General features: G+C 69.2%; 23 protein-coding genes, 1 tRNA gene and 3 pseudogenes. 21 read left to right on the top strand and 6 right to left on the bottom strand.

From position 1 onward, the window contains the following. On the bottom strand, positions 1-760 hold a 760-nt coding region (locus tag ACTWQC_RS34850; protein ID WP_443319872.1), incomplete at its 3' end, for a sensor domain-containing protein. Positions 761-1,054: 294 nt separating this feature from the next. Here ACTWQC_RS34850 and ACTWQC_RS34845 point away from each other — a divergent pair. From ACTWQC_RS34845 to ACTWQC_RS34790, 12 genes are all read left to right on the top strand, one after another. Continuing rightward, positions 1,055-1,468, top strand: a complete 414-nt coding sequence (locus tag ACTWQC_RS34845) for an NADH-quinone oxidoreductase subunit A (RefSeq protein WP_443319874.1) — start codon at positions 1,055-1,057, stop codon at positions 1,466-1,468. Then, positions 1,459-2,247, top strand: a complete 789-nt coding sequence (locus ACTWQC_RS34840; RefSeq protein WP_443319871.1) for an NADH-quinone oxidoreductase subunit B — start codon at positions 1,459-1,461, stop codon at positions 2,245-2,247. Before ACTWQC_RS34845 ends, ACTWQC_RS34840 begins: the two co-directional genes overlap by 10 nt. Further along, complete coding sequence (locus ACTWQC_RS34835) at positions 2,244-3,896, top strand: NADH-quinone oxidoreductase subunit C (protein WP_443319870.1); 1,653 nt, start codon at positions 2,244-2,246, stop codon at positions 3,894-3,896. Before ACTWQC_RS34840 ends, ACTWQC_RS34835 begins: the two co-directional genes overlap by 4 nt. Next, positions 3,893-4,861, top strand: coding sequence for a complex I subunit 1/NuoH family protein (locus tag ACTWQC_RS34830; RefSeq protein WP_443319869.1), 969 nt, complete (start codon positions 3,893-3,895; stop codon positions 4,859-4,861). Before ACTWQC_RS34835 ends, ACTWQC_RS34830 begins: the two co-directional genes overlap by 4 nt. Further along, positions 4,861-5,442 (top strand): NuoI/complex I 23 kDa subunit family protein, encoded by a 582-nt coding sequence (locus ACTWQC_RS34825; RefSeq protein ID WP_443319868.1) that lies wholly within the window; start codon positions 4,861-4,863, stop codon positions 5,440-5,442. Before ACTWQC_RS34830 ends, ACTWQC_RS34825 begins: the two co-directional genes overlap by 1 nt. Beyond that, positions 5,439-6,020 carry an NADH-quinone oxidoreductase subunit J family protein gene (locus ACTWQC_RS34820; protein ID WP_443319867.1) on the top strand — a complete coding sequence of 194 codons (582 nt, stop codon included), beginning with the start codon at positions 5,439-5,441 and terminating at the stop codon, positions 6,018-6,020. Before ACTWQC_RS34825 ends, ACTWQC_RS34820 begins: the two co-directional genes overlap by 4 nt. Before the next feature lies 1 nt (position 6,021). Then, a complete protein-coding gene (nuoK, locus tag ACTWQC_RS34815; protein ID WP_443319866.1) occupies positions 6,022-6,411 on the top strand; it encodes an NADH-quinone oxidoreductase subunit NuoK in 390 nt (129 codons plus the stop codon). After that, positions 6,408-8,402 carry an NADH-quinone oxidoreductase subunit 5 family protein gene (locus tag ACTWQC_RS34810; protein WP_443319865.1) on the top strand — a complete coding sequence of 665 codons (1,995 nt, stop codon included), beginning with the start codon at positions 6,408-6,410 and terminating at the stop codon, positions 8,400-8,402. The genes nuoK and ACTWQC_RS34810 overlap by 4 nt, the downstream gene beginning before the upstream one ends. 30 nt (positions 8,403-8,432) lie before the next feature. Then, entirely contained in the window at positions 8,433-10,109 is a 1,677-nt protein-coding gene (locus ACTWQC_RS34805; RefSeq protein WP_443319873.1) for a complex I subunit 4 family protein, read from the top strand. Beyond that, complete coding sequence (locus tag ACTWQC_RS34800; RefSeq protein WP_443319864.1) at positions 10,109-11,623, top strand: NADH-quinone oxidoreductase subunit N; 1,515 nt, start codon at positions 10,109-10,111, stop codon at positions 11,621-11,623. The genes ACTWQC_RS34805 and ACTWQC_RS34800 overlap by 1 nt, the downstream gene beginning before the upstream one ends. A gap of 179 nt (positions 11,624-11,802) precedes the next feature. Beyond that, on the top strand, positions 11,803-12,666 hold the full coding sequence (htpX, locus tag ACTWQC_RS34795) for a zinc metalloprotease HtpX (RefSeq protein ID WP_443319863.1): 864 nt from the start codon (positions 11,803-11,805) through the stop codon (positions 12,664-12,666). Positions 12,667-12,764: 98 nt separating this feature from the next. Then, positions 12,765-13,166: a YccF domain-containing protein gene (locus ACTWQC_RS34790; protein ID WP_443319862.1), complete on the top strand. Its 402-nt coding sequence runs from the start codon at positions 12,765-12,767 to the stop codon at positions 13,164-13,166. A 390-nt stretch (positions 13,167-13,556) separates the two neighbouring features. Here the strand turns inward: ACTWQC_RS34790 and ACTWQC_RS34785 are convergent, their stop codons facing one another. Next, on the bottom strand, positions 13,557-13,712 hold the full coding sequence (locus ACTWQC_RS34785; RefSeq protein ID WP_443319861.1) for a hypothetical protein: 156 nt from the start codon (positions 13,710-13,712) through the stop codon (positions 13,557-13,559). A 595-nt stretch (positions 13,713-14,307) separates the two neighbouring features. Between ACTWQC_RS34785 and ACTWQC_RS34780 the strand changes: the two genes are divergently transcribed. Further along, positions 14,308-15,150 (top strand): alpha/beta fold hydrolase, encoded by an 843-nt coding sequence (locus ACTWQC_RS34780; protein WP_443319860.1) that lies wholly within the window; start codon positions 14,308-14,310, stop codon positions 15,148-15,150. Positions 15,151-15,460: 310 nt separating this feature from the next. Continuing rightward, a pseudogene (locus ACTWQC_RS34775) lies at positions 15,461-15,753 on the top strand (YccF domain-containing protein); the annotation flags it as partial. Positions 15,754-15,875: 122 nt separating this feature from the next. Here the strand turns inward: ACTWQC_RS34775 and ACTWQC_RS34770 are convergent. After that, a complete protein-coding gene (locus ACTWQC_RS34770) occupies positions 15,876-16,364 on the bottom strand; it encodes a YajQ family cyclic di-GMP-binding protein (protein ID WP_443319859.1) in 489 nt (162 codons plus the stop codon). Positions 16,365-16,556: 192 nt separating this feature from the next. Between ACTWQC_RS34770 and ACTWQC_RS34765 the strand changes: the two genes are divergently transcribed. Then, positions 16,557-16,639 (top strand) — tRNA-Tyr (locus ACTWQC_RS34765). A 565-nt stretch (positions 16,640-17,204) separates the two neighbouring features. Continuing rightward, complete coding sequence (locus ACTWQC_RS34760) at positions 17,205-18,341, top strand: hypothetical protein (RefSeq protein WP_443319858.1); 1,137 nt, start codon at positions 17,205-17,207, stop codon at positions 18,339-18,341. 95 nt (positions 18,342-18,436) lie between these two features. Here the strand turns inward: ACTWQC_RS34760 and ACTWQC_RS34755 are convergent. Both ACTWQC_RS34755 and ACTWQC_RS34750 read right to left on the bottom strand, forming a co-directional pair. Then, positions 18,437-19,841 (bottom strand): annotated as a pseudogene (locus ACTWQC_RS34755) (tyrosine-type recombinase/integrase). Continuing rightward, positions 19,841-19,966, bottom strand: a complete 126-nt coding sequence (locus tag ACTWQC_RS34750; RefSeq protein WP_443319857.1) for a helix-turn-helix domain-containing protein — start codon at positions 19,964-19,966, stop codon at positions 19,841-19,843. Before ACTWQC_RS34750 ends, ACTWQC_RS34755 begins: the two are co-directional and overlap by 1 nt. A 119-nt stretch (positions 19,967-20,085) precedes the next feature. Between ACTWQC_RS34750 and ACTWQC_RS34745 the strand changes: the two genes are divergently transcribed. The 5 genes from ACTWQC_RS34745 (at position 20,086) to ACTWQC_RS34725 (ending at position 23,703) form a co-directional block, all read left to right on the top strand. Continuing rightward, positions 20,086-20,913, top strand: coding sequence for a hypothetical protein (locus tag ACTWQC_RS34745; RefSeq protein ID WP_443319856.1), 828 nt, complete (start codon positions 20,086-20,088; stop codon positions 20,911-20,913). 526 nt (positions 20,914-21,439) lie between these two features. Beyond that, on the top strand, positions 21,440-21,634 hold the full coding sequence (locus tag ACTWQC_RS34740) for a hypothetical protein (protein ID WP_443319855.1): 195 nt from the start codon (positions 21,440-21,442) through the stop codon (positions 21,632-21,634). A gap of 301 nt (positions 21,635-21,935) precedes the next feature. Beyond that, positions 21,936-22,058: a hypothetical protein gene (locus ACTWQC_RS34735; protein ID WP_443319875.1), complete on the top strand. Its 123-nt coding sequence runs from the start codon at positions 21,936-21,938 to the stop codon at positions 22,056-22,058. A 98-nt stretch (positions 22,059-22,156) separates the two neighbouring features. Further along, positions 22,157-22,924, top strand: a complete 768-nt coding sequence (locus tag ACTWQC_RS34730; protein WP_443319854.1) for a CBS domain-containing protein — start codon at positions 22,157-22,159, stop codon at positions 22,922-22,924. 245 nt (positions 22,925-23,169) lie between these two features. After that, complete coding sequence (locus ACTWQC_RS34725; RefSeq protein ID WP_443319853.1) at positions 23,170-23,703, top strand: DUF4760 domain-containing protein; 534 nt, start codon at positions 23,170-23,172, stop codon at positions 23,701-23,703. Positions 23,704-23,733: 30 nt separating this feature from the next. Here ACTWQC_RS34725 and ACTWQC_RS34720 read toward each other — a convergent pair. Next, positions 23,734-23,874: pseudogene (locus ACTWQC_RS34720) on the bottom strand (IS5/IS1182 family transposase); the annotation flags it as partial. Positions 23,875-23,993: the final 119 nt, after the last annotated feature.

The raw sequence follows: 23,993 nt of genomic DNA, 5'->3' as shown, positions 1-23,993 counted from the left end.
GGTCTTCCTGGAGTTTTTCCTTGGCGAGGCCGAGGTCCATGGCGAGGGCGACGAGGCGGGCCTGGGCGCCGTCGTGGAGGTCGCGTTCGATGCGGCGCAGGTCGGCGGCCGCGGTGTCGACCACCGTCCCGCGGCCCGACTCCAGCTCGGCGATCCGCCGCTCCAGCTCGTCGGACGGCGAGAGCAGACCGCGGACCATCGCGCGGTCGGCGTTGGTCAGCCCCCGCGCGATCCACGGCAGCACGGGCCACAGCACGAAGAGGGAGGTGAGGGTGACGGAGAAGGTGAGGACGCCCCAGGGCAGCCGCATGAAGGAGTACAGCACCGCCCGCCAGCCGACCGGGTCCTTCAGGCTCGTCCACAGCCAGGGGAAGAAGCCGCCGCGCGTGCGGTGCCTGATCGGGCTCGGCTCGTCGATCCGTACGCGCAGCAGGGCGCGCGCCCGGGCCCGCTCCCACCTGCCCAGCAGCCGTGTCCCGAGCAGGCCCGCGGCGAGCACCGGCAGGCCGATCACGGTCACCGAGAGCATCGCGCCCGCGTACAGCCAGGTCGAGACGTAGACGAAACCGAGGATCACGATCGGCAGGTTGGTGAGGAGGTGCGCGATCTCCCGCCAGGTCTGCGCGTTGAAGGCCAGGCCCACTGGCGGCAGCCGGTCGTTGTCCGGCGGGGTGCCGTGCAGCGGGGCGCTGTGCAGCGGGTCGGGAACGTCGGCTGCGACCGTGGCGGAGCCGGGGGAGGAGGGGGCGCTCTCGGTCATACGAGCCAGCCTGCCGGGCGGGCGTCACCGGCCGCCATGGGGTGGTTAGGTGGGATGAGGTGGGGATAACCCCACCCCGGTCACCCCGGTCCCGGCAGGAGACGTGAGACGGCTGGTCACGCCGCCTGTCGCAGGGCCTAGACTTCCCGTCCGTACAGATCGTCGGAACAGATCGTCGAACACGGCGGAACACGGCAGAACCAGGCAGTCAGGGAGCGAGGGGCGGACGTGGCGGACGTTGCGGACGTGGCGGACGTTCTCGAGCCGACCGTGCGTACGGCAGCATCGGTCCGTCTGGCGGCGGACCACAGGGCGCCGGACCACGTCGCCGGCTACGCGGCGGACTACTTCGAGAGTTATTCGGTGGTCGGCCTGCTCGCCGTGGTCGGGGTGCTGTTCGTGGCCGTGGCCTTCGGGGCCGGGCGGCTGCTGCGGCCGGTGGTGCCGACGCAGGAGAAGCTGCTGACGTACGAGTGCGGCGTCGACCCGGTCGGCGAGGGCTGGGCGCACACCCAGGTCCGCTACTACGTTTACGCGTTCCTGTACGTGATCTTCGCGGTGGACTCGATCTTCCTCTTCCCGTGGGCGACGGTCTTCGCCGCACCCGGCTATGGCGGGACAACCCTGGTGGAGATGTTCATCTTCCTCGGCTTCCTCGCCGTGGGTCTGCTCTACGCCTGGAAGAAGGGTGTGCTGGCATGGACGTGACACCTGCTGCGGAACTGCTCCCGACCGTGCCCTCCGGCGACTCCGTCGCGGGTCGTCGCCTGGGCCCGCTGTCCCGGCTGGCCCCGGAACCCATGAAGGTGGTCCTGAACTGGGGCCGCCGCTACAGCCTGTGGGTCTTCAACTTCGGGCTCGCCTGCTGCGCGATCGAATTCATCGCCGCCTCGATGGCGCGGCACGACTTCATCAGGCTCGGCGTGATCCCCTTCGCGCCGGGGCCGCGCCAGGCGGACCTGATGATCGTCTCCGGCACGGTCACGGACAAGATGGCTCCGGCCGTGAAGCGGCTGTACGAGCAGATGCCGGAGCCGAAGTACGTGATCTCCTTCGGCGCCTGCTCCAACTGCGGCGGGCCGTACTGGGACTCGTACTCCGTCACCAAGGGCGTCGACCAGATCATCCCCGTCGACGTCTACGTGCCCGGCTGCCCGCCGCGACCGGAAGCCCTGCTGCAGGGCATCCTCAAGCTCCAGGAGAAGATCGCGCGGGAGTCGCTGGCGGAGCGATACGGGGACGCGGGCGGCGCGGGGACGGCGAACGGCGCGGTCGGCCGCCCCTCGACGGCGGCACTCCGCAGCGGCCTGGTCCCCGGCCCTCAGGCGCCGGGCGGGGGCGCGGGCGGCGCGGGGACCGTGGCGGGGACCGTGGCGGGGGAAACCCCCTCGAATGCTGATGGCGCGGCGCCCACCAAGACCGATGCGGCTGCCGAGGGATCGCCCTCTGACGAGGTCGGCCGGACTCCGGAGGGGGGCGGCCGGTGAACGAGCCCACCGAGCCCAGAGACCCGAACGAGCGCACCCAGCCCGTCGAGCCGGCGGCCGCGGAGACCTCCTCCCCGAACGCGGAGGCCCGGTCCACGGCGGCGGACCGGGCCGGTGAGCGCCCGGAGGCGGCCGACTCGCAGTCTGCGCGCCGGCCCTCGGGCGCAGAGGCCTCTGCCGATGAGGGGTCCGAGGGGTCGGATTCGGTGGTGTCGTCCTCCGCCGCCGCGGGGGCGGACGCTGCCGAGCGGCGTGGTTCGGGGTCTGCTGCTGGTGGCCGTGCGGGGGCCGATCTGCCTGCCGGGCCAGTGGATGCCTCCCCGGACGCGCAGTCCCGGTCCGCCTCCCCGGCGGCAGCCGGAGGCGCCGGGTCCGGCACCGACGGTCCCGCCGAGTCGGCGGCTTCCGCCCCCGAGATCCCCGCTGCGGCGGAGCCGCCCGCGGGCTGGCTGCCCGGTGGGGCCGAAGAGCTCTTCGGGGAGGGCGCGAGGGCCGAGGAGGCGTACGACCTGCTGACGGTCGACGTGCCGCCCGCGGCCTGGGTCTCCGCGCTGGAGACCGCGCGGGACACCCTCGGTTGCACGTACTTCGACTGGCTGAGCGCCGTCGACGAGCCCGGCGAAGGCTTCCGCGTATCGGCCCACGTCGTCGCCCTCCCGAGCCCCGGCCACGGCGCCGACGCTGCGGCACCGGGCGGCGAGCCGGGCGCGACGACCGCCGCCGTCGGCGGAACCGCACCGCGCCGCCTGCTGGTCCGTACGACCGTGCCGCACGACGCGCCCGCGCTCCCCACCGCGACCGGCGTCTACGCCGGTGCGGCCTGGCACGAGCGCGAGACCCACGAGATGTTCGGCATCGACTTCACCGGTCACCCCCACCTCGTACCGCTGCTGCTCCCCGAGGGCTTCGAAGGGCACCCGCTGCGCAAGGACTTCGTCCTGGCGGCGCGGGTCGCGAAGGCGTGGCCGGGGGCGAAGGAGCCGGGGGAGTCCGAGCACGGCGGGCCCAAGCGGCGGCAGATGCTGCCGCCGGGCGTGCCCGACCCCAACGAGTGGGGCCCGCTCAAGGGCCAGCTGCCCCCGGCCCCTGCCCGCCCGGCGCGCGGCGCCCGCGCGGCCGCGGGGGAACGGCCGCCGCGTCGCACCCGCACCGCCGACGCGGGCTCCGCGAGCCAGCGGGCCACCACCGGCACCGCCGGTTCCGCGGCCGCCGAAAGCGCGGCAGGGGGCCCTGCGCCTGCGAGGCCCGAGCGCCCGGCGCGCCGCGCACGCAGCGCGAGCGAGGGCTCGGCGAGCCAGCGGCCCGCGGAGCCGACGACCAGCGAGTCCGCGGCGCCCCCGCCCTCGCCGCCGTCCCCGCCCAAGTCCCGTACGGCGGAGGAGGGTTCGGCGAGCCGGAGCGCCGCTGCCGAAGCAGCGGGCGAGGCCGCTCCCGAGGAGGGCCCCGCCGCCCCCCGCCGCTCGTCGGATGCCCCCTGGCACCACGCCCGCCCCGCGTTCGACGGGACCGCACCGCCGGAACCCGACGCCGACACCGCCGCGACCGAATCCGAGCCCGAGTCCGGACCCGAGCCCCCATCCCGAACCGAACCCGAGCCCCGCCAAGCCGACACCACCCCCCAATCCGACGAAGGAGGCGAGACCGCATGAACGACGTCCTCGATGTCGCTTGGCGACTGCTCGCCGTCCTCGTCGCGTTCCTGCTCCTGCCCCTGGTCGTGGGGCAGACCGAGCACAAGGTGATGGCGCACATGCAGGGCAGGCTCGGCCCCATGTACGCTGGCGGGTTCCACGGCTGGGCCCAACTCGTCGCGGATGGCGTGAAGTTCGCGCAGAAGGAGGACGTCGTACCCGCGGGCGCGGACCGCCGCATCTTCCAGCTCGCGCCCGCCGTCGCGCTCCTCCCCTACCTCCTCGTCATCGTCGCCATCCCGATCGGCCCCGGCGAGGGCGCCGTCGGCCAGGTCGTCGACGCGGGCATCTTCTTCGTACTCGCCGTGATGGGCGTCGGCGTGCTCGGCTCGCTGATGGCGGGCTGGGCTTCGGCGAACAAGTTCTCCCTGCTCGGCGGCCTGCGCACCGCCGCACAGCTGCTCGCGTACGAGCTGCCGATGCTGCTGACCGCCGGCTCCGTCGCGATGGCCGCCGGTACGGTCTCGCTGCCTGGCATCCTCGACGGCTTCCAGTGGTGGTGGGTGCCCTGGCAGATCGTCGGCGGTCTCGTCTTCTTCACCGCGGGCCTCGCCGAGCTCCAGCGGCCGCCGTTCGACATGCCGGTCGCCGACTCGGAGATCATCTTCGGTGCCTACACCGAATACACCGGCCTTCGCTTCGCGCTCTTCCTGCTCGCGGAGTACGCGGGCATCATCGTCCTCTGCGGTCTGACGACCGTCCTCTTCCTCGGCGGCTGGCACGGTCCCTTCGGGGCCGACGGCCTCGGCTGGCTGTGGACGCTGCTGAAGACCGCGATCCTCGCCTTCGGCGTCATCTGGCTGCGGGTCAGCTATCCGCGGCTGCGCGAGGACCAGCTGCAGAAGCTCGCGTGGACCGCCCTCATCCCGCTCGCGCTCGCCCAGATCGCGCTCACCGGCATCGTCAAGGTGGTGATCCAGTAATGGCGCCCATTCCCGGCAGCGGTCTCGCCAAGGGCCTTGCCGTCACCCTGCGCACGATGACGCGGAAGGCGCACACCGCGCAGTACCCGGACGTGCAGCCGCAGCTCCCGCCCCGCAGCCGCGGCGTGATCGGGCTGTTCGAGGAGAACTGCACGGTCTGCATGCTGTGCGCCCGCGAGTGCCCGGACTGGTGCATCTACATCGACTCCCACAAGGAGACGGTGCCGCCCGCCGCCCCCGGCGGGCGCGAGCGCAGCCGTAACGTCCTGGACCGCTTCGCCATCGACTTCTCGCTCTGCATGTACTGCGGTATCTGCATCGAGGTGTGCCCCTTCGACGCGCTGTTCTGGTCCCCGGAGTTCGAGTACGCGGAGGAGGACATCCGCGACCTCACCCACGAGCGGGACAAGCTCCGCGAGTGGATGTGGACGGTGCCCGCACCGCCCGCGCTCGACCCGGCGGCCGAGGAGCCGAAGGAGCTCGGCGCGGCGCGTAAGACCGCGGATCGCCTCGCGGCGGCCGAGTCGACGGCCGACGGTTCCGGCCCGGCGGAGCCCGGCCAGGGGAAGGGGGCGAGGTGAGCCCCGCTGCCCCGCTCGCCGCACAGGCGCACGGCTTCCTGTCCCCCACCGGCGTCGAGATCGCGTTCCTCCTCGTCGCTCTCGTCACCCTCGGGGCGGCCCTGATCACCGTCACCACCAGGCAGCTGGTGCACGCCGCGCTGTGGCTGGTCGTGACGCTCGGCGGGCTCGCCGTCGAATACCTCCTCCTCACGGCCGAGTTCATCGCCTGGGTGCAGGTGCTGATCTACGTCGGGTCCGTCGTGGTCCTCCTCCTCTTCGGGCTGATGCTCACCAAGGCGCCCATCGGCCGCTCCCCGGACGCGGATTCGGGCAACCGCTGGGCCGCCCTGGCCGTGGCCACCGGCGCCGCGGCCGCCCTCGTCTGGGTCGTCGTGGACGCCTTCCGGGCGACCTGGATCGACCTCGACGGACCCGCTCAGGGGTCCACCCGGGTCTCCGGAGAGATCCTCTTCCGGCACTGGGTCCTGCCGTTCGAGGCGCTCTCCGTGCTGCTGCTCGCCGCGCTCGTCGGCGCGATCGTCCTGTCCCGCAAGACCCGAACGAACGGCGCCGCCGAGGCAAAGGAGCAGCGCTGAGATGCACCTCGCCTACCCCGCCGTACTCGCCGTCCTCCTCTTCTGCACCGGTCTCTACGGCGTGCTCGCGCGGCGCAACGCGATCCTGGTCCTGATGTCCGTCGAGCTGATGCTCAACGCCGTCAACCTCAACCTCGTCGCCTTCGACGTCTGGCTCCGCGACACCCTGCACGCGGGCCAGGCGCTCACCCTCTTCACCATCGCCATCGCCGCCGCCGAAATCGGCATCGGCCTGGCGATCGTGCTGCTCGTCTACCGCAACCGCGGCAGCTCGGACGTCGACCGGCTGCGCGACCTCGCCGAGACGGCGGGTCCCGATGATCCCGATGATCCCGATGGGCAGGCAGCCACCCAGCAGACCCCGGCAGAGCAGGCGGAGGCCGCCGCGTGACGATCACGACCCTCGCCGTCCTCGTCCCGCTGCTGCCCTTCCTCGGAGCAGCGGCGGGTCTCCTCACCGGCCGCCGCGCCCCCGGCTTCGTACGGCCCCTGGCGATCCTGCCGACCCTGACCGCCGCCGCGCTCGCGGTGGTCGTGGCCGTACGGCAGGGCGGCGGGGACGCGATCGACGCCGCAACCCGGCTCACGCCCACCGGCTCGGTCCCGATCGACCTCGCGCTCCACCTCGACGGCTTCGCCGCTCTCGTGGCGGTCCTCGTCGGGGTCGTCGCCTCATGCGTGCAGATCTACTCGACCGGCTATCTGCGCAACGACCCCCGCTACCCCTCGTACGCCGCGCTCGTCTCACTCTTCACCTCCGCCATGCTGCTCGTCGTCTACTCCGGCGACCTCATGGTGCTGCTGGTCGGCTGGGAGATCATGGGCATCTGCTCGTACTTCCTGGTCGGCCACTACTGGGAGACCGAGGCGGCCCGCTCCGCCTCGATCAAGGCCTTCCTGGTCACCAAGCTCGGCGATGTCCCCTTCCTGTTCGGCCTGTTCGCGCTCGCCGCCGACGCCGGCACCTTCCGGATCAACGGCATCCTCACCGCCACCGTCTCCGGCGACGGGCTCGACCACCCGACCCTCATCGCGCTGCTGCTCCTCGCGGGCGTGGCGGGCAAGTCCGCACAGTTTCCGCTGCACACCTGGCTGCCCGACGCGATGGCCGGCCCCACCCCCGTCTCCGCGCTGATCCACGCCGCCACGATGGTCGCCGCGGGCGTCTACTTCATCGCCCGGCTGCTGCCCGTCTTCGCCGCCTCCGCCGCCGCGCTGGTCGTACTCGCCGTGATGGCCGCCGTCACCATGACCGGCTCCGCCCTCGCCGCTCTCGCCCAGGACGACATCAAGCGCGTCCTGGCCTATTCGACGGTCGGTCAGCTCGGCTACATGACCGGCGCCCTCGCGGTCGGCGACCGCGGCGCCGCCGTCTTCCACCTCCTCTCCCACGGTGCCTTCAAGGCCCTCCTCTTCCTCGGCGCCGGCGTGATCATCGCCGCCGCCGGTACGAACTCCCTGGCCGCCATGAGCCGGATGAGCGGCCTGGCCAAGCGCGTCCCCGACGCGTACTGGACGATGACCGTCGCTCTCCTCGCGCTCGCCGCCATCCCGCCCTTCGCCGGCTTCTTCTCCAAGGAAGCCGTCCTGGGCGCCGCCGAGCACGCCGCGACCGGCCACGCCGACCGGATCCCCGGCGCCGCGGGCTGGATCGTCCTGGTCTCCGGTCTGATCACCGCCCTCCTCACCGCGGGCTACGCCGCTCGCCTCTGGCTCCTCGCGTTCCGCGGCCAGGGCGCTCCCGCCCCCGACCTCGGCAGGCAGCCGCTCGTCATGAACGCCGTGCTGTGGGTGCTCTTCGTCCCCACCGCCGCCTTCGGCATCACCGTCGGTGTCCTCCCCGGCTGGTTCGACGACCGCTCGCTCGACCCGACCCTCACCACCTCCGTCCTCGGCACCGGCCTCGCCCTCGTCGGCGCCCTCGTCACGTACGCGGCCTGGCGGCACACCGCGGCCCTCGCCCGCAGGGTCCCGGTCGGCGCCGTCGCGGCTCACCCGCACACCGAGCCCGCCCTCACCGAGATCGAGGCCATCGACACCCACGAAGAGGTGTACGGGGACATCGGGTCCGCGGAGGACCCCGCCGACCCCGGCCGCCTCCTCCTCGGCCCCCTTCACCGGCCGGCCGCACACGGCTTCCACCTCGACGCCGTCTACGCGGCGCTGTTCGTACGCCCCGTGCGCGCCGCGGCCGAACTGGTCCGGTTCCTCGACCGTGAGGTCGTCGAGACCTATGTACGCGGCGCGGGCACCGCCCCGCGCCTGCTCGGCGCGGCCGTCCGCCGTGCCCAGACCGGCAATGTGCAGACCTATCTCAGCGCCCTGCTCGCCGGCTCCGTCGTCCTGGCTATCGCCGCCGTCCTCGTCGCCGCCGGAGCGTGAGCCGTGAGTGGCCTGATCAATGACACCGCTATGCAGTACCTCCTCGCGGCCGTCGTCGTCCTCCCCCTGATCGGCTCCGCCGCGGCCCTGCTCCCGGCCCCGCCCGGGCTGAAGGGCAAGAGCCCCCAACAGGCCGTGCTGCGCCACGGCGTGACGGTCACCGGCGTCGTCCTCGCCCTCTCCATCGCCCTGGCCATCGGCTTCGACCACGACCACCCGTCGAAGATGCAGGCCACGACCGACATCAGCTGGATCCCAGCCCTCGACGTACGGATCCACCTCGGCATCGACGGCATCTCGCTCCCCCTCCTCGTGATGACCGCGCTGCTGACCTTCCTCTGCGCGCTCTACACCTACTTCCGCCCGCCCGTCGCCCACCACCACCCTTCTGATGAAGCGCTTCGCGCTGCACCTTCCGGTGGCGGCTCGGCCAAGGCGTTCGTCGCGCTGCTGCTCGTCCTCGAGTCGGGCACCCTCGCCACCTTCGCCGTCCTCGATCTGCTGCTGTTCTTCCTGGCCTTCGAGATGGTGCTCATCCCGATGTACTTCCTCATCGCCCGCTGGGGCGGCGAGGGCCGCGAGAGCTCGGCCTGGAAGTTCATCCTCTTCACGCTGCTCGGCTCGGTCGTCATGCTGCTCGGCCTCCTCCTCGTCGGTCTCAAGAGCGGCACATTCGACATGGTGGCACTCGCCACTGACAACGGGTCATCGCTCAGTCACACCGCGCAGTTGATCGCGGTTCTCGCCATCGGCATCGGACTCGCCGTCAAGACCCCGATGTGGCCCCTGCACAGCTGGCTCCCGGACGCCCACACCGCCGCCCCCACCGTCGGCTCCGTCCTCCTCGCCGGCGTCCTGCTGAAGATGGGCACGTACGGCTTCGTACGGATCGTGCTCCCCATCGCCCCCGAGGGCGCCCGCACCTTCGCCCCCTACCTCGCGGCCTTCGCCGTCGTCGGCATCATCTACGGGTCGCTGGCCTGCCTCGCCCTGGCGCGCACCGGCGCGAAGGGCGACCTCAAGCGGCTGATCGCGTACTCCTCCGTCGGCCACATGGGCTTCGTGCTCCTCGGCATCGCCACCCTGACGCCGACCGGCCTCAACGGCGCCCTCTTCGCCAACATCGCCCACGGCCTCATCACCGGCCTCCTCTTCTTCCTCGTCGGCGCGCTCAAGGAGCGCTACGGCTCCACCGACCTGGACCGGCTCTCCGGCGCGACCGGCGCGGCGCTCTACGGCAAGGCACCGCGCCTCGGCGCCCTGCTCGCCTTCGCCGCCGTCGCCTCCCTCGGGCTCCCCGGACTCGCCGGATTCTGGGGCGAGATGCTGGCGATGTTCGGTGCGTTCCGGCCCGCCGACGGGCTCAGCCGGCCCGCGTACCTGACCTTCATGGCGTTCGCGGGCCTCGGCACCCTGCTCACCGCCGCGTACCTGCTGGTGGTCGTACGCCGTGTCTGCATGGGCGAACGCCTCGAGCCGGAGCCCGGAGCGAAGCCCGAGCCGGAAGCGAAGGCCGAGCCGGAAGCGAAGCCGGAGCCCGCGCCCGCCGCCGGAACCCCGGCACCGGCCCTCGCCGACGTACGAAGCGACGAGTTCGCCGCCTGGACCCCGCTCGTCGCCCTCACCGTCCTCGCCGGACTCTGGCCCGCGGCCCTCATCGGCCTCACCGACCCGGCCGTGCAGCAGCTCCTCGCAGGAGGCAACTGATGACTGCGACCGCCGCAGGCCTGGTCCAGTCCGTCGACTGGCTCGCGATCGCCCCGCCCACCATCGCCGCCGTCGTGGGCATGGTCGTCCTCGTCGCCGACCTCTTCGTCCCGGACCGCCGCAAGCCCGTACTCGGCTGGATCTCGATCGCGGGACTCGCCCTGGCCGCGCTCTCCCTCCTGCCCCTCCTCGACGGCGACCGCAGCACTTTCTGCCTGACCTCCGACGCCGACGTCTGCAGCTACACGGCCGACCACTTCACCCTGGTCATACAGTTCCTGGTGCTCGCAGGAGCCCTTCTCACGGCCCTGCTGTCCGTCAGCGCCGTGGCCGAAACGAAGCTCCCCGCAGGCGAGTTCTGGTTCCTGCTGCTGTCCTCCGCCGCCGGCGCGGCCCTGCTGCCCGCCTCCCGCGACCTCGCGACCCTCATCGTCGCCCTCGAGGTCGCATCCCTGCCGTCCTTCGCGCTCGTCGGCCTGCGCCGCGGCGACCGGCTCTCCTCCGAGGCCGCCCTCAAGTTCTTCCTGTCGTCGGTGGCCGCCACGGCGGTCAGCCTGCTCGGCGTCAGCTTCGTCTACGCCGCCACCGGCAGCCTGCACCTCTCCGAGGTCGCGAGCCGCCTGAACGACGTCCCCGCTCAGTTCGACACCCTGGTCACCGCGGGCGTGGCCATCACCCTGGTCGGCTTCGCCTTCAAGACTGCGGCCGTCCCCTTCCACTTCTGGGTGCCCGACACCTACGTCGGCGCGCCACTGCCCGTCGCCGCGTACCTGTCGGTCATCGGCAAGGCCGTCGGCTTCACGGGCATCATCCTGGTCACGGTCCTCGCGTTCCCGTCGTACGCGGACGTGTGGGGCCCGGTCGTCGCCGTACTGGCCGCCCTCACCATGACCGCGGGCAATGTGGCCGCCCTCCGCCAGCGTCCGGACCGCGCCCACAGCGCCGTGCGGCTCCTCGCCTGGTCGTCCGTCTCCCAGGCCGGCTATCTGCTGGTCCCGATCGCGGCCGCGGGCTACGTGGACGACCCGTCCCGCGCCATCGGCTCCACCGTCGCGTACGCCCTCATGTACGCCGCCATGAACCTCGGCGCCTTCGGCGTAGCCGCACTGGTCGGCCGCACGAGCCCGGTCAACCGGATCTCCGACTACCGCGGCCTCTACGCCTCCCGCCCCCTCGCCGCCCTCGCGATGGGCTTCTTCCTGCTCAACCTCGCGGGCCTGCCGCCGGGCGTCATCGGCCTCTTCGCCAAGGTCACGGTCTTCTCCGCCGCCGTGGACGCGGGCCTCGGCTGGCTCGCCGTCGTCATGGCCGTGAACGTCGTGATCGCGCTCTACTACTACCTCGTGTGGACTGCCGTCCTCTTCCGGGCCCCGGAGGCGGGTGCCGCCGCGCCCGCGAAGCTCCGGGTCCCCGCTCCGCTCACCGCAGCCATCGGCCTGGCGGCCGTTCTCGGCATCGCTCTCTCCGGCGCCCCCCAGCTCGTCCTGCGCTTCGCCTCGGCGACGCTTCTCTGAGACGGGCGACGCTGCGCCGAGACCGGCGGACCGCGTCACCCGTACGGCCCCGTCGCGGCCCAGCGGCCGGCAGGGAACCCGCGGCCCTCGCCTGGCGTTGACCAGTGCAGGAAGGTCCACTGGAGGGTGGAGACACCGAGCAAGAGGGTTCCCCTGCCGCATCACTTGGAGGGCGTACCGTGCACCGCCGGCACAACGGGCTGAAGACCGCTGTACTCCTCGGAGGACTGTCCGCGCTCATCATCGTCATCGGCAGCCTCTTCGGCCGTACGGGCCTGATCATCGCCGTCTTCGTGGCGCTGGCCACCAACGCGTACGCCTACTGGAACAGCGACAAGCTGGCCCTGCGCGCCATGCGGGCCCGCCCGGTGAGCGAGTTCGAGGCCCCGGGCCTCTACCGCATGGTCCGCGAGCTCTCGACCGCGGCCCGCCAGCCCATGCCCCGGCTCTACATCTCGCCGACCCAGGCCCCCAACGCCTTCGCCACCGGCCGCAACCCGCGCAACGCCGCCGTCTGCTGTACCGACGGCATCCTGCGCATACTCAGCGAGCGCGAGCTGCGCGGCGTGATCGGCCACGAGCTCAGTCATGTCTACAACCGGGACATCCTCATCTCGTCGGTCGCCGGGGCGCTCGCCTCCGTGGTGATGTTCCTGGTGAACTTCGCCTGGCTGATCCCCATAGGCCGCTCGGACGACGACGAGGGCCCGGGCATCCTCGGCCTGCTCCTGGTCATGATCCTCGGCCCGCTCGCCGCGTCCGTCATCCAGCTCGCGGTCAGTCGCTCCCGCGAGTACGAGGCCGACGCCTCAGGTGCTCAGCTCACGGGCGATCCGCTGGCCCTCGCCAGTGCCCTCCGCAAGCTCGACGCGGGCACGAAACAGCTCCCGCTGCCGCCCGAGCCCCGCCTGGAGACCGCCAGTCACTTGATGATCGCCAACCCGTTCCGCCCGGGCATGGGCATGGCCAGGCTCTTCTCGACTCACCCGCCCATGCCGGAACGCATCGCCCGCCTCGAGCAGATGGCCGGCTACCGGGGGTGAGGCCACCCCCGCGACCGGGGGTGAGACCGGGGCAACCGGAGATGACCACAGGGCGTCTCAGGAAGCGACCGACATGGCGGCGTGGGAGGCTTGGGCCTATGAAGGTGATCAGTCTTGTTCTGAACGTGCTGTGGTTGGTCTTCTGCGGCATATGGATGGCTATCGCCTATGCCATCGCGGCCCTCATCTGTTTCGTCTTGATCATTACCATTCCATTCGGCATTGCTTCCTTGCGTATAGCCGGGTACGTGCTGTGGCCGTTCGGCCGCACAACCGTCGACCGGCCGGGCGCCGGGGTGCCGTCGCTCGTCGGTAATGTGATCTGGGTGATCTTCGCGGGCTGGTGGCTCGCACTGGGGCACCTGATCACGAGCATCCCTCTGTTCCTGTCGATCATCGGGATCCCGTTCGGCTGGGCGAACCTCAAGCTCATCCCGATCTCGCTCATGCCGCTGGGCCGCGAAATCGTCTCGACAGATCAGGAGTTCGCAGGCTGGTGATCGCGTCCTGGGCCCCACGTTCTGTCCGGTCGATCATGAGCGGAGCCAGATGACGACCGCTGCGGGGGTGTCGGTGCCGAGGACGACATGCCCGCGCTTGTCGTAGCGAGTCGCAACCGCCCGGGACTGTCATCGAACGGCCAGAACCTAGTCAAGGGTTGCCGTCCAGCCCTTGTGCTTGCCCACCTCGAACAGCTCCGCGTGCGCCCCTGTCACCTGGCCACGCCTGGTGACCGTTCTCGTCTTCGGTGATCTTCGGCCACATGGTCAGTTGCCGGTGCTTGTTGACCATGTTCGGGGTCGGCACCGTTTCTCCGCGAGGGTGTCCGCGCGGGCTTCGAGCTGCCGTGCCGGCTTGTCGTCGAGGATGCCGATGGCTGTGCCCCTCGACTAGAACCCGGCGCTGCGGTCGAACTTGGTGATGTTGAGTTTGATGCCATCCGCGCTCTTGATCGTGGTTGGCATCTCGCCGGTGGTTGTCTGGCCGGGCTGCACGTCGGTCACCAGCTCGGTGCTGTTGGCGACGCGGGTGCCGCCGGCGTTCACCGCTTCCCAGTCCCAGGTGTAGTTGGACTTCTCGCCGCTACTGTTCTTGATCGTTCACGTTGTTGATCGTCCACTCGACCCAGATGCGGCAGCTTCCGTCATGGAAGGCGGTCCAAGACAGTCACCACCGACGGGGGCTGTTCCGCGCCGCCAGCATGCCGGCGGACTTCGGCCGCCGCGCGGTATGCAGTCACTGTCGAGACTGGCCTCCGAGCCAGAGGCTCACCGTTCATCTTCATCGACTGCTGATCTTCGTCGAACGACGAAGCCGGGCGACGCTGACACGCACTCGGCTCTGCTTGAGCGGCTTCACAGCCGCACGAGCGCTACGTGCAGGCGCCTGCGGGCCTGCCCCCGGCTCGGACTGATCAGCCGGACAGGACGGAGGCAGGGCTCGCAAGGTGTGACACCAAGGGTTGACACGCCGGTAACAGCCACGCAAAATCGCTGACCAATCGGCAATACCGAACAGTGTTCGGGTTTCCGAGGTCACCCGCAAGGCATGCCGCTCCCGGCAGGCCAGCCACCGTCACGACGGGGTTCACCGTCCCGTCCCCACCCTGCCGTCCCCCTCCCCCGTCCCAAGAGGAAGAGCATGCCTCCGCGTCTCCCCGCGATTCTTACCGCCGCCGCTCTCGCGATCACCACTGTCGTCTTGTCCCCCGCCTCGCTGGCCACTGCCGACACCACCGATATCCCTCCGCCCGGTGCCAACGATTGGTCCTGCGAGCCCACCGCCGAGCATCCCGAGCCGGTCGTGCTGGTCCACGGGACGTTCGAGACCATGGCCAAGAACTGGCCTACGCTCAGCCCCAAGCTGAAAAGCGAGGGGTACTGCGTCTTCGCGCTGAACTACGGCGGCAACGCCATGGGGCCTATTGCCCAGTCGGCGAAGGAACTCAAGTCGTTCGTCGGCGCGGTCATGGGGGCAACGGGCGCCAAGAAGGTCGACCTGGTCGGACACAGCCAGGGCGGAATGATGCCCCGTTACTACATCAAGTACCTCGGCGGCGCGACCCAGGTCGACGACCTGGTGGGGATCGTTCCGTCCAACCACGGCACGGAGGGCGTGATCGCACCGCTGCCCGAGCTCGAAAACAGCGAAAACGGCGAAAACAGCGCCTGTCCGGCCTGCGACGAGCAACAGGCGGGGTCGGAGTTCCTGACCGACCTGAACGCGAAGGACGAGACGCCGGCCGGTCCGTACTACACCGTCGTCACCACCAGATACGACGAGATCGTCACGCCCTACACCAGCGCGTTCCTGAACGGCTCGGACCGAGAGGTCACCAACATCACTCTCCAGGACCGCTGCCCGCTCAACACCATCGAGCACGACCAGACGCCCAACGACCCGGTCGTCCACCAGTGGGTCCTGAACGCGCTCGAGCGCAAGGGCCCGGCCGACCCGGCCTTCGTGCCCTCATGCGTCGGCTGACGACGCGGCCTACCCACGCCTACTCGATCCGGACGGCCTTGCCGTCAACAGGCGCATCCACATGCCTCCACCCTGCGGGCGAACTCTGGACGGCGGTGGTAACGGGTGAACGATCTCTTTAACACTGCAACCGCATCTGGGATGACGATCAAGGTTGATGACCATCGTTGATCCTCACCCCAGATGCGGTTGCACTACTGGCTAGGCCGCTTCCCTGCGAATCTCGTGGGGCCGAACGCCGGGGGAGCCCTCTATAGAGACAGCCGGAACCTGATCGCGTTCCCTGTTGCTCGAATCTGCTCGTCGGGCAACGATCCCGTCCGGCATTGCTTCGCTGCGCATAGCCGGATACGTGCTGTGGCCGTTCGGTCGCACCACGGTCGAGCGGCCGGGCGCAGGGGTGCCGTCGCTCGTCGGCAATGTGATCTGGACGATCTTCGCGGGCTGGTGCTCGCACCGGGGCACCTGATCACGAACATTCCGCTGTCCCTGTCGATCATCGGGATCCCGTTCGGCTGGGCGAACCTCAAGCTCATCCCGATCTCGCTGATGCCGCTGGGCCGCGAGATCGTCGCGTCGGACCGGGAGTTCGCAGGCTGGTGATCGCGTCCCGGACCCGCTCGGTCGCGCGCCGCCGAGCCGCCTGGACGCGACCCGCCGCCATGGGCGGTACGGCCCCGACGCCGAACCGCCGTCAGGGCCGACTGCTCGTTACTGGCAGGCTCTCACCGGTAGTTGACGAACTGCAGGGCGAAGTCGAAGTCCTTGCCCTTGAGGAGGGCGATGACGGACTGCAGGTCGTCACGGCTCTTCGAGGTCACCCGCAGCTCGTCGCCCTGCACCTGCGCCTTGACGCCCTTCGGGCCCTCGTCGCGGATGATCTTGGCGACCTTCTTCGCGTTCTCCTGCGAGATCCCCTCCTGCAGCGAGGCGAGGATCTTGTACTCCTTGCCCGAGGCCTGCGGCTCGCCCGCGTCCAGGGCCTTCAGGGAGATGCCGCGCTTGACCAGCTTGGACTGGAAGACATCGAGGATCGCCTTCACCCGCTCCTCGGAATTGGCCCGCATCTCGATCTTCTCGCCGGACCACTCGATCGATGCGCCGACGTTCTTGAAGTCGTACCGCTGGGAGATCTCGCGGCTCGCCTGGTTGAGGGCGTTGTCGACCTCCTGCCGCTCGACCTTCGAGACGACGTCGAAACTGGAGTCGGCCATGTTGAGTTGGCTCCTCGTACGTAGATCTGTCATGTGTACGGCACCGTCCCCGGCCCGCACGGCCAGCCTAGCCACCCCGGGCCATGATCCAGCGGCGATCAACCCGGTGGCGGAGCACCCCCTGACATCGGGTATGGTTTACGTCGTTGCCAGGGAGCACCGCCGTACAGAGCGGGTCCCGGCCACATCCCCGGCGGGTTGCCCGAGCGGCCAAAGGGAGCAGACTGTAAATCTGTCGGCTTACGCCTACGCAGGTTCGAACCCTGCACCCGCCACATGCCTGAACGGCCCTTAGGCTGCGGAAACGCGGCCGGGGGCCGTTCGTGCGCGGGGGGCGGAAGAGCCAGTCTGTCTCGTCTTGCGTCGTTGTTGCACGCTCTCTACCAGTAGTTCTGGACGAGGCGTGGACGGGCTTCCTAGGCTTGATCTGCCGCAACGGGCTGGGCACGATCCAGTTGAGAGCGGGGGAGTGCAGGACTGTTGGAGCCCCGCCTAGCCGTGGCTTCGCCAGGCCGGTCGCCCCTTACTCAGGACTTCGCATGCGGCCCTGAGAAGCGCCGCCAGGCCCCCTAAGTTGGCGGCACCACTTCGCCCCCTCTGCATGCCTGTTCCGCCCGCGTGGGTGAGCCGCCGCTCATCTATACGGCGTCCCAGTCGACGCTCGTCCCTAGTGATGTGCGCTCGGCGCGAGGCCGGATGGCGTCTGCTGCGTTCTCCTCCCCCATATGTTCGACCTTCATCGATTCCTTGCGCGAATCGATTGAGTGAACGTTTCATCGCCTTGTGGATGCACGGCCGGATCGGTACATTCCTTAACCATCGCATTTCTAGGGGTGGGGTATGGCTGGACCGGGGGATGTCGGTCGTGTATATCGCGTATTGCACGCGGGAAAAATTATTCATGACCAACGGTCATGGCTCAAATATCTGCGTCGTGAAGCCGTAGTTAGAGCATTGAACCGTGAAGGTGGCATCGTAACGGAAAGGATTGGTGAGGCTGCGGACCAGATTTGCGAAGCTCTCCAGCGTACCGATCTGTTCTTCGAGCCTGCTGACGGAGTTCCCAACCGTGTCGGTACATGGACGCGCGAAAAGATCACTCGCGGGATTCGTTTTCCGGACTATTCGGGTCCGGCCAGGGCGACCTTTTTTGAGAGACTCTTTCAATGGGTTGCAGCTGCTGCACAGACCGAACGAGGAACGGCTGCCCTCGACTACGTTGCTTATCCTCAGGTAGAGGAACGCGCAAAGGTCTTCGCTGTCGCTGTTGCGAACGAGGTCCGTGGTCTCTTGGCGGAGTCGCGGCGGCCGCCCGGACAGGACAGAGCGCGGTACCGCATGGCTCGTGACCTCTTCGACGGGACGCCGGACCGAGAGGTGCGTAGAAGGCATGAGGTGCTGCGAGCCTGGATTCAAGCCTTCGTGGCCGGCGTTGTAGCAGGCGTGAGCTCGGAGCTTCTCTTCACCGACAGCTGGATTGACTCCCTCGGCGTTGGCGCGACGGTGTTCGGCGGCTCCGTTGTCCGTGACTTGGCGCAAGGCCGCCTCTTCCTACCACCAGACATGCTCGCGGTTCGCAGGCATGTGAAGAGCTGGCTAGCGATGTTGCCGCGTAGGCTATCGAGATCGCTGGAGTGGTCGGGACGAGACAGATCCGAGGAAGTGCTGCAGGCAGACGCTCCCCTGACTGAGATGCTTGATTGCATCGGTCACGGCCAAGCACACCTTCCCCCCGCGGAGGCGGGTGACCCGAACGTTGAAGATATAGATGACCTCATTCGCCTTGCGGGCGAGGTGGAAGACCGCGAACTTCGCGGCCTTCTCGTTGATGTGCGGAGAGCCTTGAAGGTCGCAACAAATGAGGTGCCGGAGGCCTTTACAAGTCTCATTCTGTTCTTGGAACAGGAACCCAAGCTATCCCGCCTGCCGACCGCCAGACCGGCTATCGCTTCGCCAGACAACCTTCTCGATGTATGACGCTCAGATATGAATGAACGGCCCTGACCCGTGATACCCGGGCCAGGGCCGTTCAGCTCGCGAGGGAGGTCGGCACTCTTCTGGTAAGCCCCGCCCTATCCGCTCTCTGGTGGGGCGTGCTCACTGGGATCGTGGCGTCCTCCCCGCTGGTTCAATAGCGCAGAGATCTTGCCGTTCGCCGCATCGTCGCTGTTACCCAGGAACTTCGCATAGACCCGGAACAAGACGGCCACACTGTGGCCAGCGCGCGTCGCGACCAGCTGCGGCTCCACCCCTGAGCTGAGCCAGGTCGACACTGCGGCGTGACGCAGGTCATACGGACGTTTCGCCAGCGGCGAAGCCAGCTCAGCACGGGAGAGCGCCTTCTCTCGGGCCCTTCCCCAGACCTCTCCGTAGCCACTCACCTGGACGAGGCCGCCCCGCAGGGTGCGGAAGAGGCGTCCGTCCGGAGCCGCGCCATAAGCCGAGACGTGCCACCGCAGCATGGCCACCAGCTCAGGCGGTATCGGCACTTGTCGGACGGTCTTGCGTGACCGGTGCTTCAGGCCCCGCCTGTCGTGGACCTCTCCGTCATCTGTCCAGGCCGCTCCCGCCCGCGGGCGGGTCTCCTGGAGCCTAAGCAGGCCCCCAGCCACGCCGCGGGAGATCGCAGTCCTTCTGAGGAAGGGCGATGACTTCCGCCGGCCGGGCCGCCGCGTAGTACATGCACCCGAAGAATGCGACCAAGTGGCGTCCCCGAGCTCCCTGAACGCGGACAGCGGAGAGCAGCTCAGCCACCTGCCTCGGATCCGGCACGCATTCCGGATCGATCTCATCCTCTACGGGCTCGGGGAGCTTCCACCGGACGTTCGGCAGCGGATTGTCCGCGAGGAGGCTGGCGTCCACGGCGTAGACGAGAGCGTTGTGGAAGATCACGCGCTTACGGCGGATCGTGGAGGCCGCGGCCGTCTCGCCGTCCAACTTCTTCGTCAGAGCGTCCAATGCCTTCCGTACGACCATCCTGTCCGCGAGAGCCGAAGTGGACATCGACTTCCGTTCGAACCACGCCAGGATGGCCTTCACGTCGGGCGGGTGTTCCTCCTCCCACCGGTTCACGTTGAAAGCCCAGCTGTAGAGCGCGGCGCGTACCTCTCGCGCGTCAGCCATGCCCTTGGTGTCCTTGATCAGAGCTGCGGTCACGGTCGGCATCGCTTCGGCGAGGGTCTTCCGGGTGGACGCAAGAGCGTGCTGCCACTTCATCTCGATGTACTGCCGCGAGTGGTGGTACCAGGACACGTCGTGCTGCTCTCGAAGCATCGACTTCGGCAAGCCGCTTCCTATGTCGAACGGCTCGCCAGTGCGGGCCGCGGTGATGAGCTGGGCCCGCCGACTTTCCGCGAGTCTATTGGACAGGAAGGATTCCGCATGCGGCAGCGTGCCCACTTGCCAGCGGAGCTGGTACGGCTTTCGGTACGGACGCTTGCGGATGGCCCAGACCCGCACGGTGTAGCTCCACTCCACTACGCCTCCTCCAGCTCGGAGTGGAAGGCGTCCAGCACGCTGCGCTTCACGCAGATGCGGCCGTTGGGTTTCCGGTGGGCCCTCGGGGTCTGCCCACGGTTCCGCCAGCGGTACCAGGAAGCCATGCTGATGCCCAGTTCCTCGAGCACTTCGGTCAGCGGTACAGCTCGTCCGAGGGCGCACGGCACTTGCGGGCGGCGGCCGTCATCCGTTGTCCTCCAGGTAGTCACTCGGAGGAGGGCGCATGAGCGACGACAGGCCCGCGTGGGCACGACGTATCGCCGCTGAGCGGATGGCACGTGACTGGTCCCCGCTCGAAGCGGGGGAGTTCTACCGGCTAATCATTGCAGCCACGTTCGGCACCGTCACGCATGTTCTCTTTCCAGCACCATCACGCCGGGACGGTGAAAAGGAAATCCTTGTCGCCAGCGGCATGGAAACGCTCGAAATCGTCAGCCGCCTCAACAGGTCCGACGTCGACAACGCGACCCTCGATGCGCTGCGGATCACGGCGGATCGCCTCTGCTCGGAATACCGGTATATGCCGAGCGAACAGCTTCTTATCGAGCGTCGGCAGTGGCTGAAGCGAGTGGTTGACCTCAACTCGAAGACCTCACGCTCGCGCAGCATCGTGAAGTACGCGCCCTCTCGGGCTGGTTGGCACTCCTCGTCGGCTGCGTCGAATACGACACCGGCGACCGGCACGCAGCCGAGTCCACCCGCCGCGCCGCCCCTTTCCCTTGTCAAGGAGGCTGACCATGCCGAGGTTGCGGCGTGGGGGCGTGAGATGCGCACGTGGTTCTCGCTCACGACCGGTGACTACCGCGGGGTCATCGTGGCAGCACAGGCAGGGACCGAGCTGCGCCCCCTCATGGCGTGGCCGTGCAGCTCGCGGCGCAAGAAGCCAAGGCTTGGGCCCGCCTCGGGGACCGCCGACAGGTCGAGGTTGCTCTCGACCGCGGTCGGCGCCTCCTCGAAGGGATGCCACACCCCGACAACCTCGATAGCCACTTCGTGGTGGACCCGGCGAAGTTCGACTCCATGCCATGGACTGCTACCGGCTCGTCGGTGAGGACAAGCTCGTTCGGACCCTCGCTGAAGAAGTGCTCCGGGCCGGTACGGACTTCGACGGTACCGAGCGCTCTCCCATGCGGAATGCGGAATGCGGAAGCACGGGTCACGCTCGGTGCGACGGCCGCCCGCGAGGGGGACCTCCATTCGCGACTCGCCTCTGGCCGTCCGCGAATGCCGCTGCCACGGTGCTGAGGCTGGAAGACCGGTGGCGCCGCGCAACTGCCGGTAGGTGTCGATGGTCGGCACACCCGTCCGGACTTCGTATGCGCCGTCTATGTGAGGCCTCGCAGGTTAGCCGCCGTTAGCCGCCGACAGCACCGGCCCATGGGGCGGACGGGGATACCCGCTCGGCGGCCGGGCCGCCCGTGGCCCGAGCGAACCCACTGTCGGCTATTCAGGGCTTGGCGTCGCGCGCCGCTCGACGATTACTGTCCGTTTTATTACGATACTGTCGGCGATGCCCCCTGGTCGCCCCTGTGGAATCCGGCGACGAAGTCCTCAGCCTTCTTTCTGAAAGGATGCCCATGACCATCTCCACAGCCGACGCCCCAGCACTGAAGAACGCACTCCGGAGCGGTGTGAAGACCTGGCACGTGCTCACCTTCCCGAATTCGGACGACGCCGTCCACTTCGTGAACGTCGACCCCCCGCAGGGCGCCGGGGAGGTCTGTTTCTCCAACAGGCCGGACGGGCAAGTGGACCTGATGTTCTTCCTGTGAGAACCAGGATCCGTAGCGCCGGGCCCGGGACCGTCCAATGACACTCCCACTGCGCCTCCGGCCTGGCCCATCGGCACAGTTCCCGCGCCCCCGGTCTCACAAGACCTGGGGCGCGGTTCCATGACCAGCTGTCCTGAGTCGAGGGATGGTCTCGACGAGTAGCTCTAGCAGCTGCGGAGGCCAGTGATAGGCGTCGTCGTGCTGCATGACCTTGATCCACCCAACTTATCCACGCTCCAACCAACCGCTCGGCGCCAGGGGCGCGACCGATCTACTTGCGGTGTTGCCCATGCTGATGGTGATGAGCGGTATGCCCGCAACCCTATTTATGCGGCACGTCGAAGAGGCCACCGGCAACGTCGCGCAGACCTGCCGCTACTTCGGAATCAGCGGCCAGGCGTACTGCACCCGTTACCGGCGCTAGCGCGGTCCGTCGGCGCCGGCGGTCCCGGCCCTCCCCGCCAGGCCGAACGTCACTGGTCGCCGGAGCGGCGCGGTGCTGTCATGGGTGGGGGAGACGGCGTGCACGAGCCGGCAGGGCCGCGGCGGCCGCGGGACGCGCAGTCGGAGACCGGCGCGCCGCGCGTCGTCCGCCCGGGCGGTCCGACCGCGGCCGCCCGTCGCACAACGGAGGAGGCCGATGCCATGCTGCACCGCCGCACGGTCGGTGACGTGATGACCGAGGAGGTCGTCACCCTCCGCCTCGACACACCGTTCCACGAGATCGCCGCCCTGCTGGACGCGAACGACATCGCTGCGGCCCCGGTCGTCGACGACGACGGCTCCCCCCTCGGCGTCGTGTCCGCGTCCGACGTGCTGCGGCACGAGACCGGGATGCCCGATCCGCAAGGGCGGGAGGGGAACGACGAGCGCGCCTGGGGCAAGGCCCGGGCCCGGACCGCGGGCGCGCTCATGAGCAGCCCCGTCTTCACCGCCCGCGCCGACTGGACGATCCCCCGGGCCGCGCGGGAACTCCGCAGGCGGCACGTCAAGCAGCTGCCAGTGGTCGGCGACGACGGGCTCCTCACCGGCATCGTCAGCCGCAGCGACCTGCTCGAGACCTTCGTCCGCTCCGACGCCGAGATCCGCAGCGAGGTCGAGCAGCACGTCCTGGGGCGCATCCTCGGCCTGGACGAGGGCACCGTCGCGGTCGAGGTCCGGGATGGGGCCGTCAGCCTGCGGGGTCACGTCCCGGAACCGCGTCTCGTCCCGGTGGTCGTGGGCCTCTGCCAGGGCGTCGACGGTGTCGTCGCCGTGGACGCCGACCTCGCCGCCCCCCGGGCGGGCTAGGCCCACGGGTCGGCCGCCACACCGGGGCCGCTTGCACGGGCCCGGCGTGGGGGCGCGGCCTGTGATGCCGTCGGCACGGCACGGCACGGCAGGGCCCGGCACCCGTGTACCCGGCGACCCGGCCGACCGGCACCGGACGCCCCGGCCCGGGGCCCTGCCCCCACGCTCCTGGCCCCGCCGGGGTAGGGGCCATCGCCCCCACGGCGGCCTCGGCGGCCAAATCCCCTGTCGTAGGATGATCGCCCGTGACGTCGTATGAACGTTGGTCTCTCCTGGTCTCGTTGGGTTCGTTCGTCGTGAGCGTTGTTGCCTTCGGCGCCCTGGCATGGCAGCTACGAATGCTTGCCCAAGCCACCCGGTTTGATCACGACCGACGGCGCACTCAGGCCACCTTGGAGTACCTCAGCGCCACCATGGACAGGCGGGGAGACCTCCGCGAGAGGGGAATACCCGATGACCGTGACACTGCCGGAGTGACGGCACTCGTCAACCGGGGCCTGGCGGGTGAGGTGGAGGCGATAAGGCTCATCACCGAGTATCTGGCGATCTTCAACTACCTTGCCGTTGCTGCACAGGCCGACGCCTTCGATCCAAAGATCATCGATCAGGCGCGTGGCGGCACTGTAGCCGCAGTGCAGCGAAACTACCGGCCGTGGATTGACGAGCAGCGGGAGCGCTTCGGAGAACCTCTCCTGTACAAGGACTTGGACTGGCTCGCAGCTCAGATGACCTCGCGCTCGGCATCCCCTCCGAACGGCACTCCAGCCGCCCAAGTTTGAATTGATCTCGTAACGCCCTGTTCCGGCTTCAGAGAGGGCGAGGTTGTGCATGTGGGCGACGCCGCCCGCGGCCCAGAAGGCCCCGTCGCCCTTCAGCCGGCAGTCCCGCAGGATCTTCCCGTTCTTCAAGGCGAAGGCGTGCTCGACGCGGGCGCGGACCTTGCGGTGGGAGTCTCAATGATGAAGTCAAGCCGCTTGAGTGACGGGAGGGGCGGAGGTGAAGGTCCGTCCGTCACGCAGCAGCGCCCACAGCACACTCGCTCGGCGGCGGGCCAGCGCGATGACGGCCT

This window comes from Streptomyces sp. 8N616 (genome assembly GCF_052246385.1).
Taxonomy (GTDB): Bacteria; Actinomycetota; Actinomycetes; order Streptomycetales; family Streptomycetaceae; genus Streptomyces.
The sequence above is the reverse complement of the archived record's forward strand: the minus strand, read 5'-3'. Positions and strand labels throughout refer to the sequence as shown.

Excerpts from the sequence above, each read along its gene's own strand:
- ACTWQC_RS34840 (WP_443319871.1), top strand. The coding sequence starts at position 1,459 with ATGGACGTGACACCTGCTGCGGAACTGCTCCCGACCGTGCCCTCCGGC.
- ACTWQC_RS34830 (WP_443319869.1), top strand. The coding sequence starts at position 3,893 with ATGAACGACGTCCTCGATGTCGCTTGGCGACTGCTCGCCGTCCTCGTC.
- ACTWQC_RS34825 (WP_443319868.1), top strand. The coding sequence starts at position 4,861 with ATGGCGCCCATTCCCGGCAGCGGTCTCGCCAAGGGCCTTGCCGTCACC.
- nuoK (WP_443319866.1), top strand. The coding sequence starts at position 6,022 with ATGCACCTCGCCTACCCCGCCGTACTCGCCGTCCTCCTCTTCTGCACC.
- ACTWQC_RS34805 (WP_443319873.1), top strand. The coding sequence starts at position 8,433 with ATGCAGTACCTCCTCGCGGCCGTCGTCGTCCTCCCCCTGATCGGCTCC.
- ACTWQC_RS34800 (WP_443319864.1), top strand. The coding sequence starts at position 10,109 with ATGACTGCGACCGCCGCAGGCCTGGTCCAGTCCGTCGACTGGCTCGCG.
- ACTWQC_RS34790 (WP_443319862.1), top strand. The coding sequence starts at position 12,765 with ATGAAGGTGATCAGTCTTGTTCTGAACGTGCTGTGGTTGGTCTTCTGC.
- ACTWQC_RS34780 (WP_443319860.1), top strand. The coding sequence starts at position 14,308 with ATGCCTCCGCGTCTCCCCGCGATTCTTACCGCCGCCGCTCTCGCGATC.
- ACTWQC_RS34770 (WP_443319859.1), bottom strand. The coding sequence starts at position 16,364 with ATGGCCGACTCCAGTTTCGACGTCGTCTCGAAGGTCGAGCGGCAGGAG.
- ACTWQC_RS34760 (WP_443319858.1), top strand. The coding sequence starts at position 17,205 with ATGGCTGGACCGGGGGATGTCGGTCGTGTATATCGCGTATTGCACGCG.
- ACTWQC_RS34750 (WP_443319857.1), bottom strand. The coding sequence starts at position 19,966 with ATGGCTTCCTGGTACCGCTGGCGGAACCGTGGGCAGACCCCGAGGGCC.
- ACTWQC_RS34745 (WP_443319856.1), top strand. The coding sequence starts at position 20,086 with ATGAGCGACGACAGGCCCGCGTGGGCACGACGTATCGCCGCTGAGCGG.
- ACTWQC_RS34740 (WP_443319855.1), top strand. The coding sequence starts at position 21,440 with ATGACCATCTCCACAGCCGACGCCCCAGCACTGAAGAACGCACTCCGG.
- ACTWQC_RS34735 (WP_443319875.1), top strand. The coding sequence starts at position 21,936 with ATGAGCGGTATGCCCGCAACCCTATTTATGCGGCACGTCGAAGAGGCC.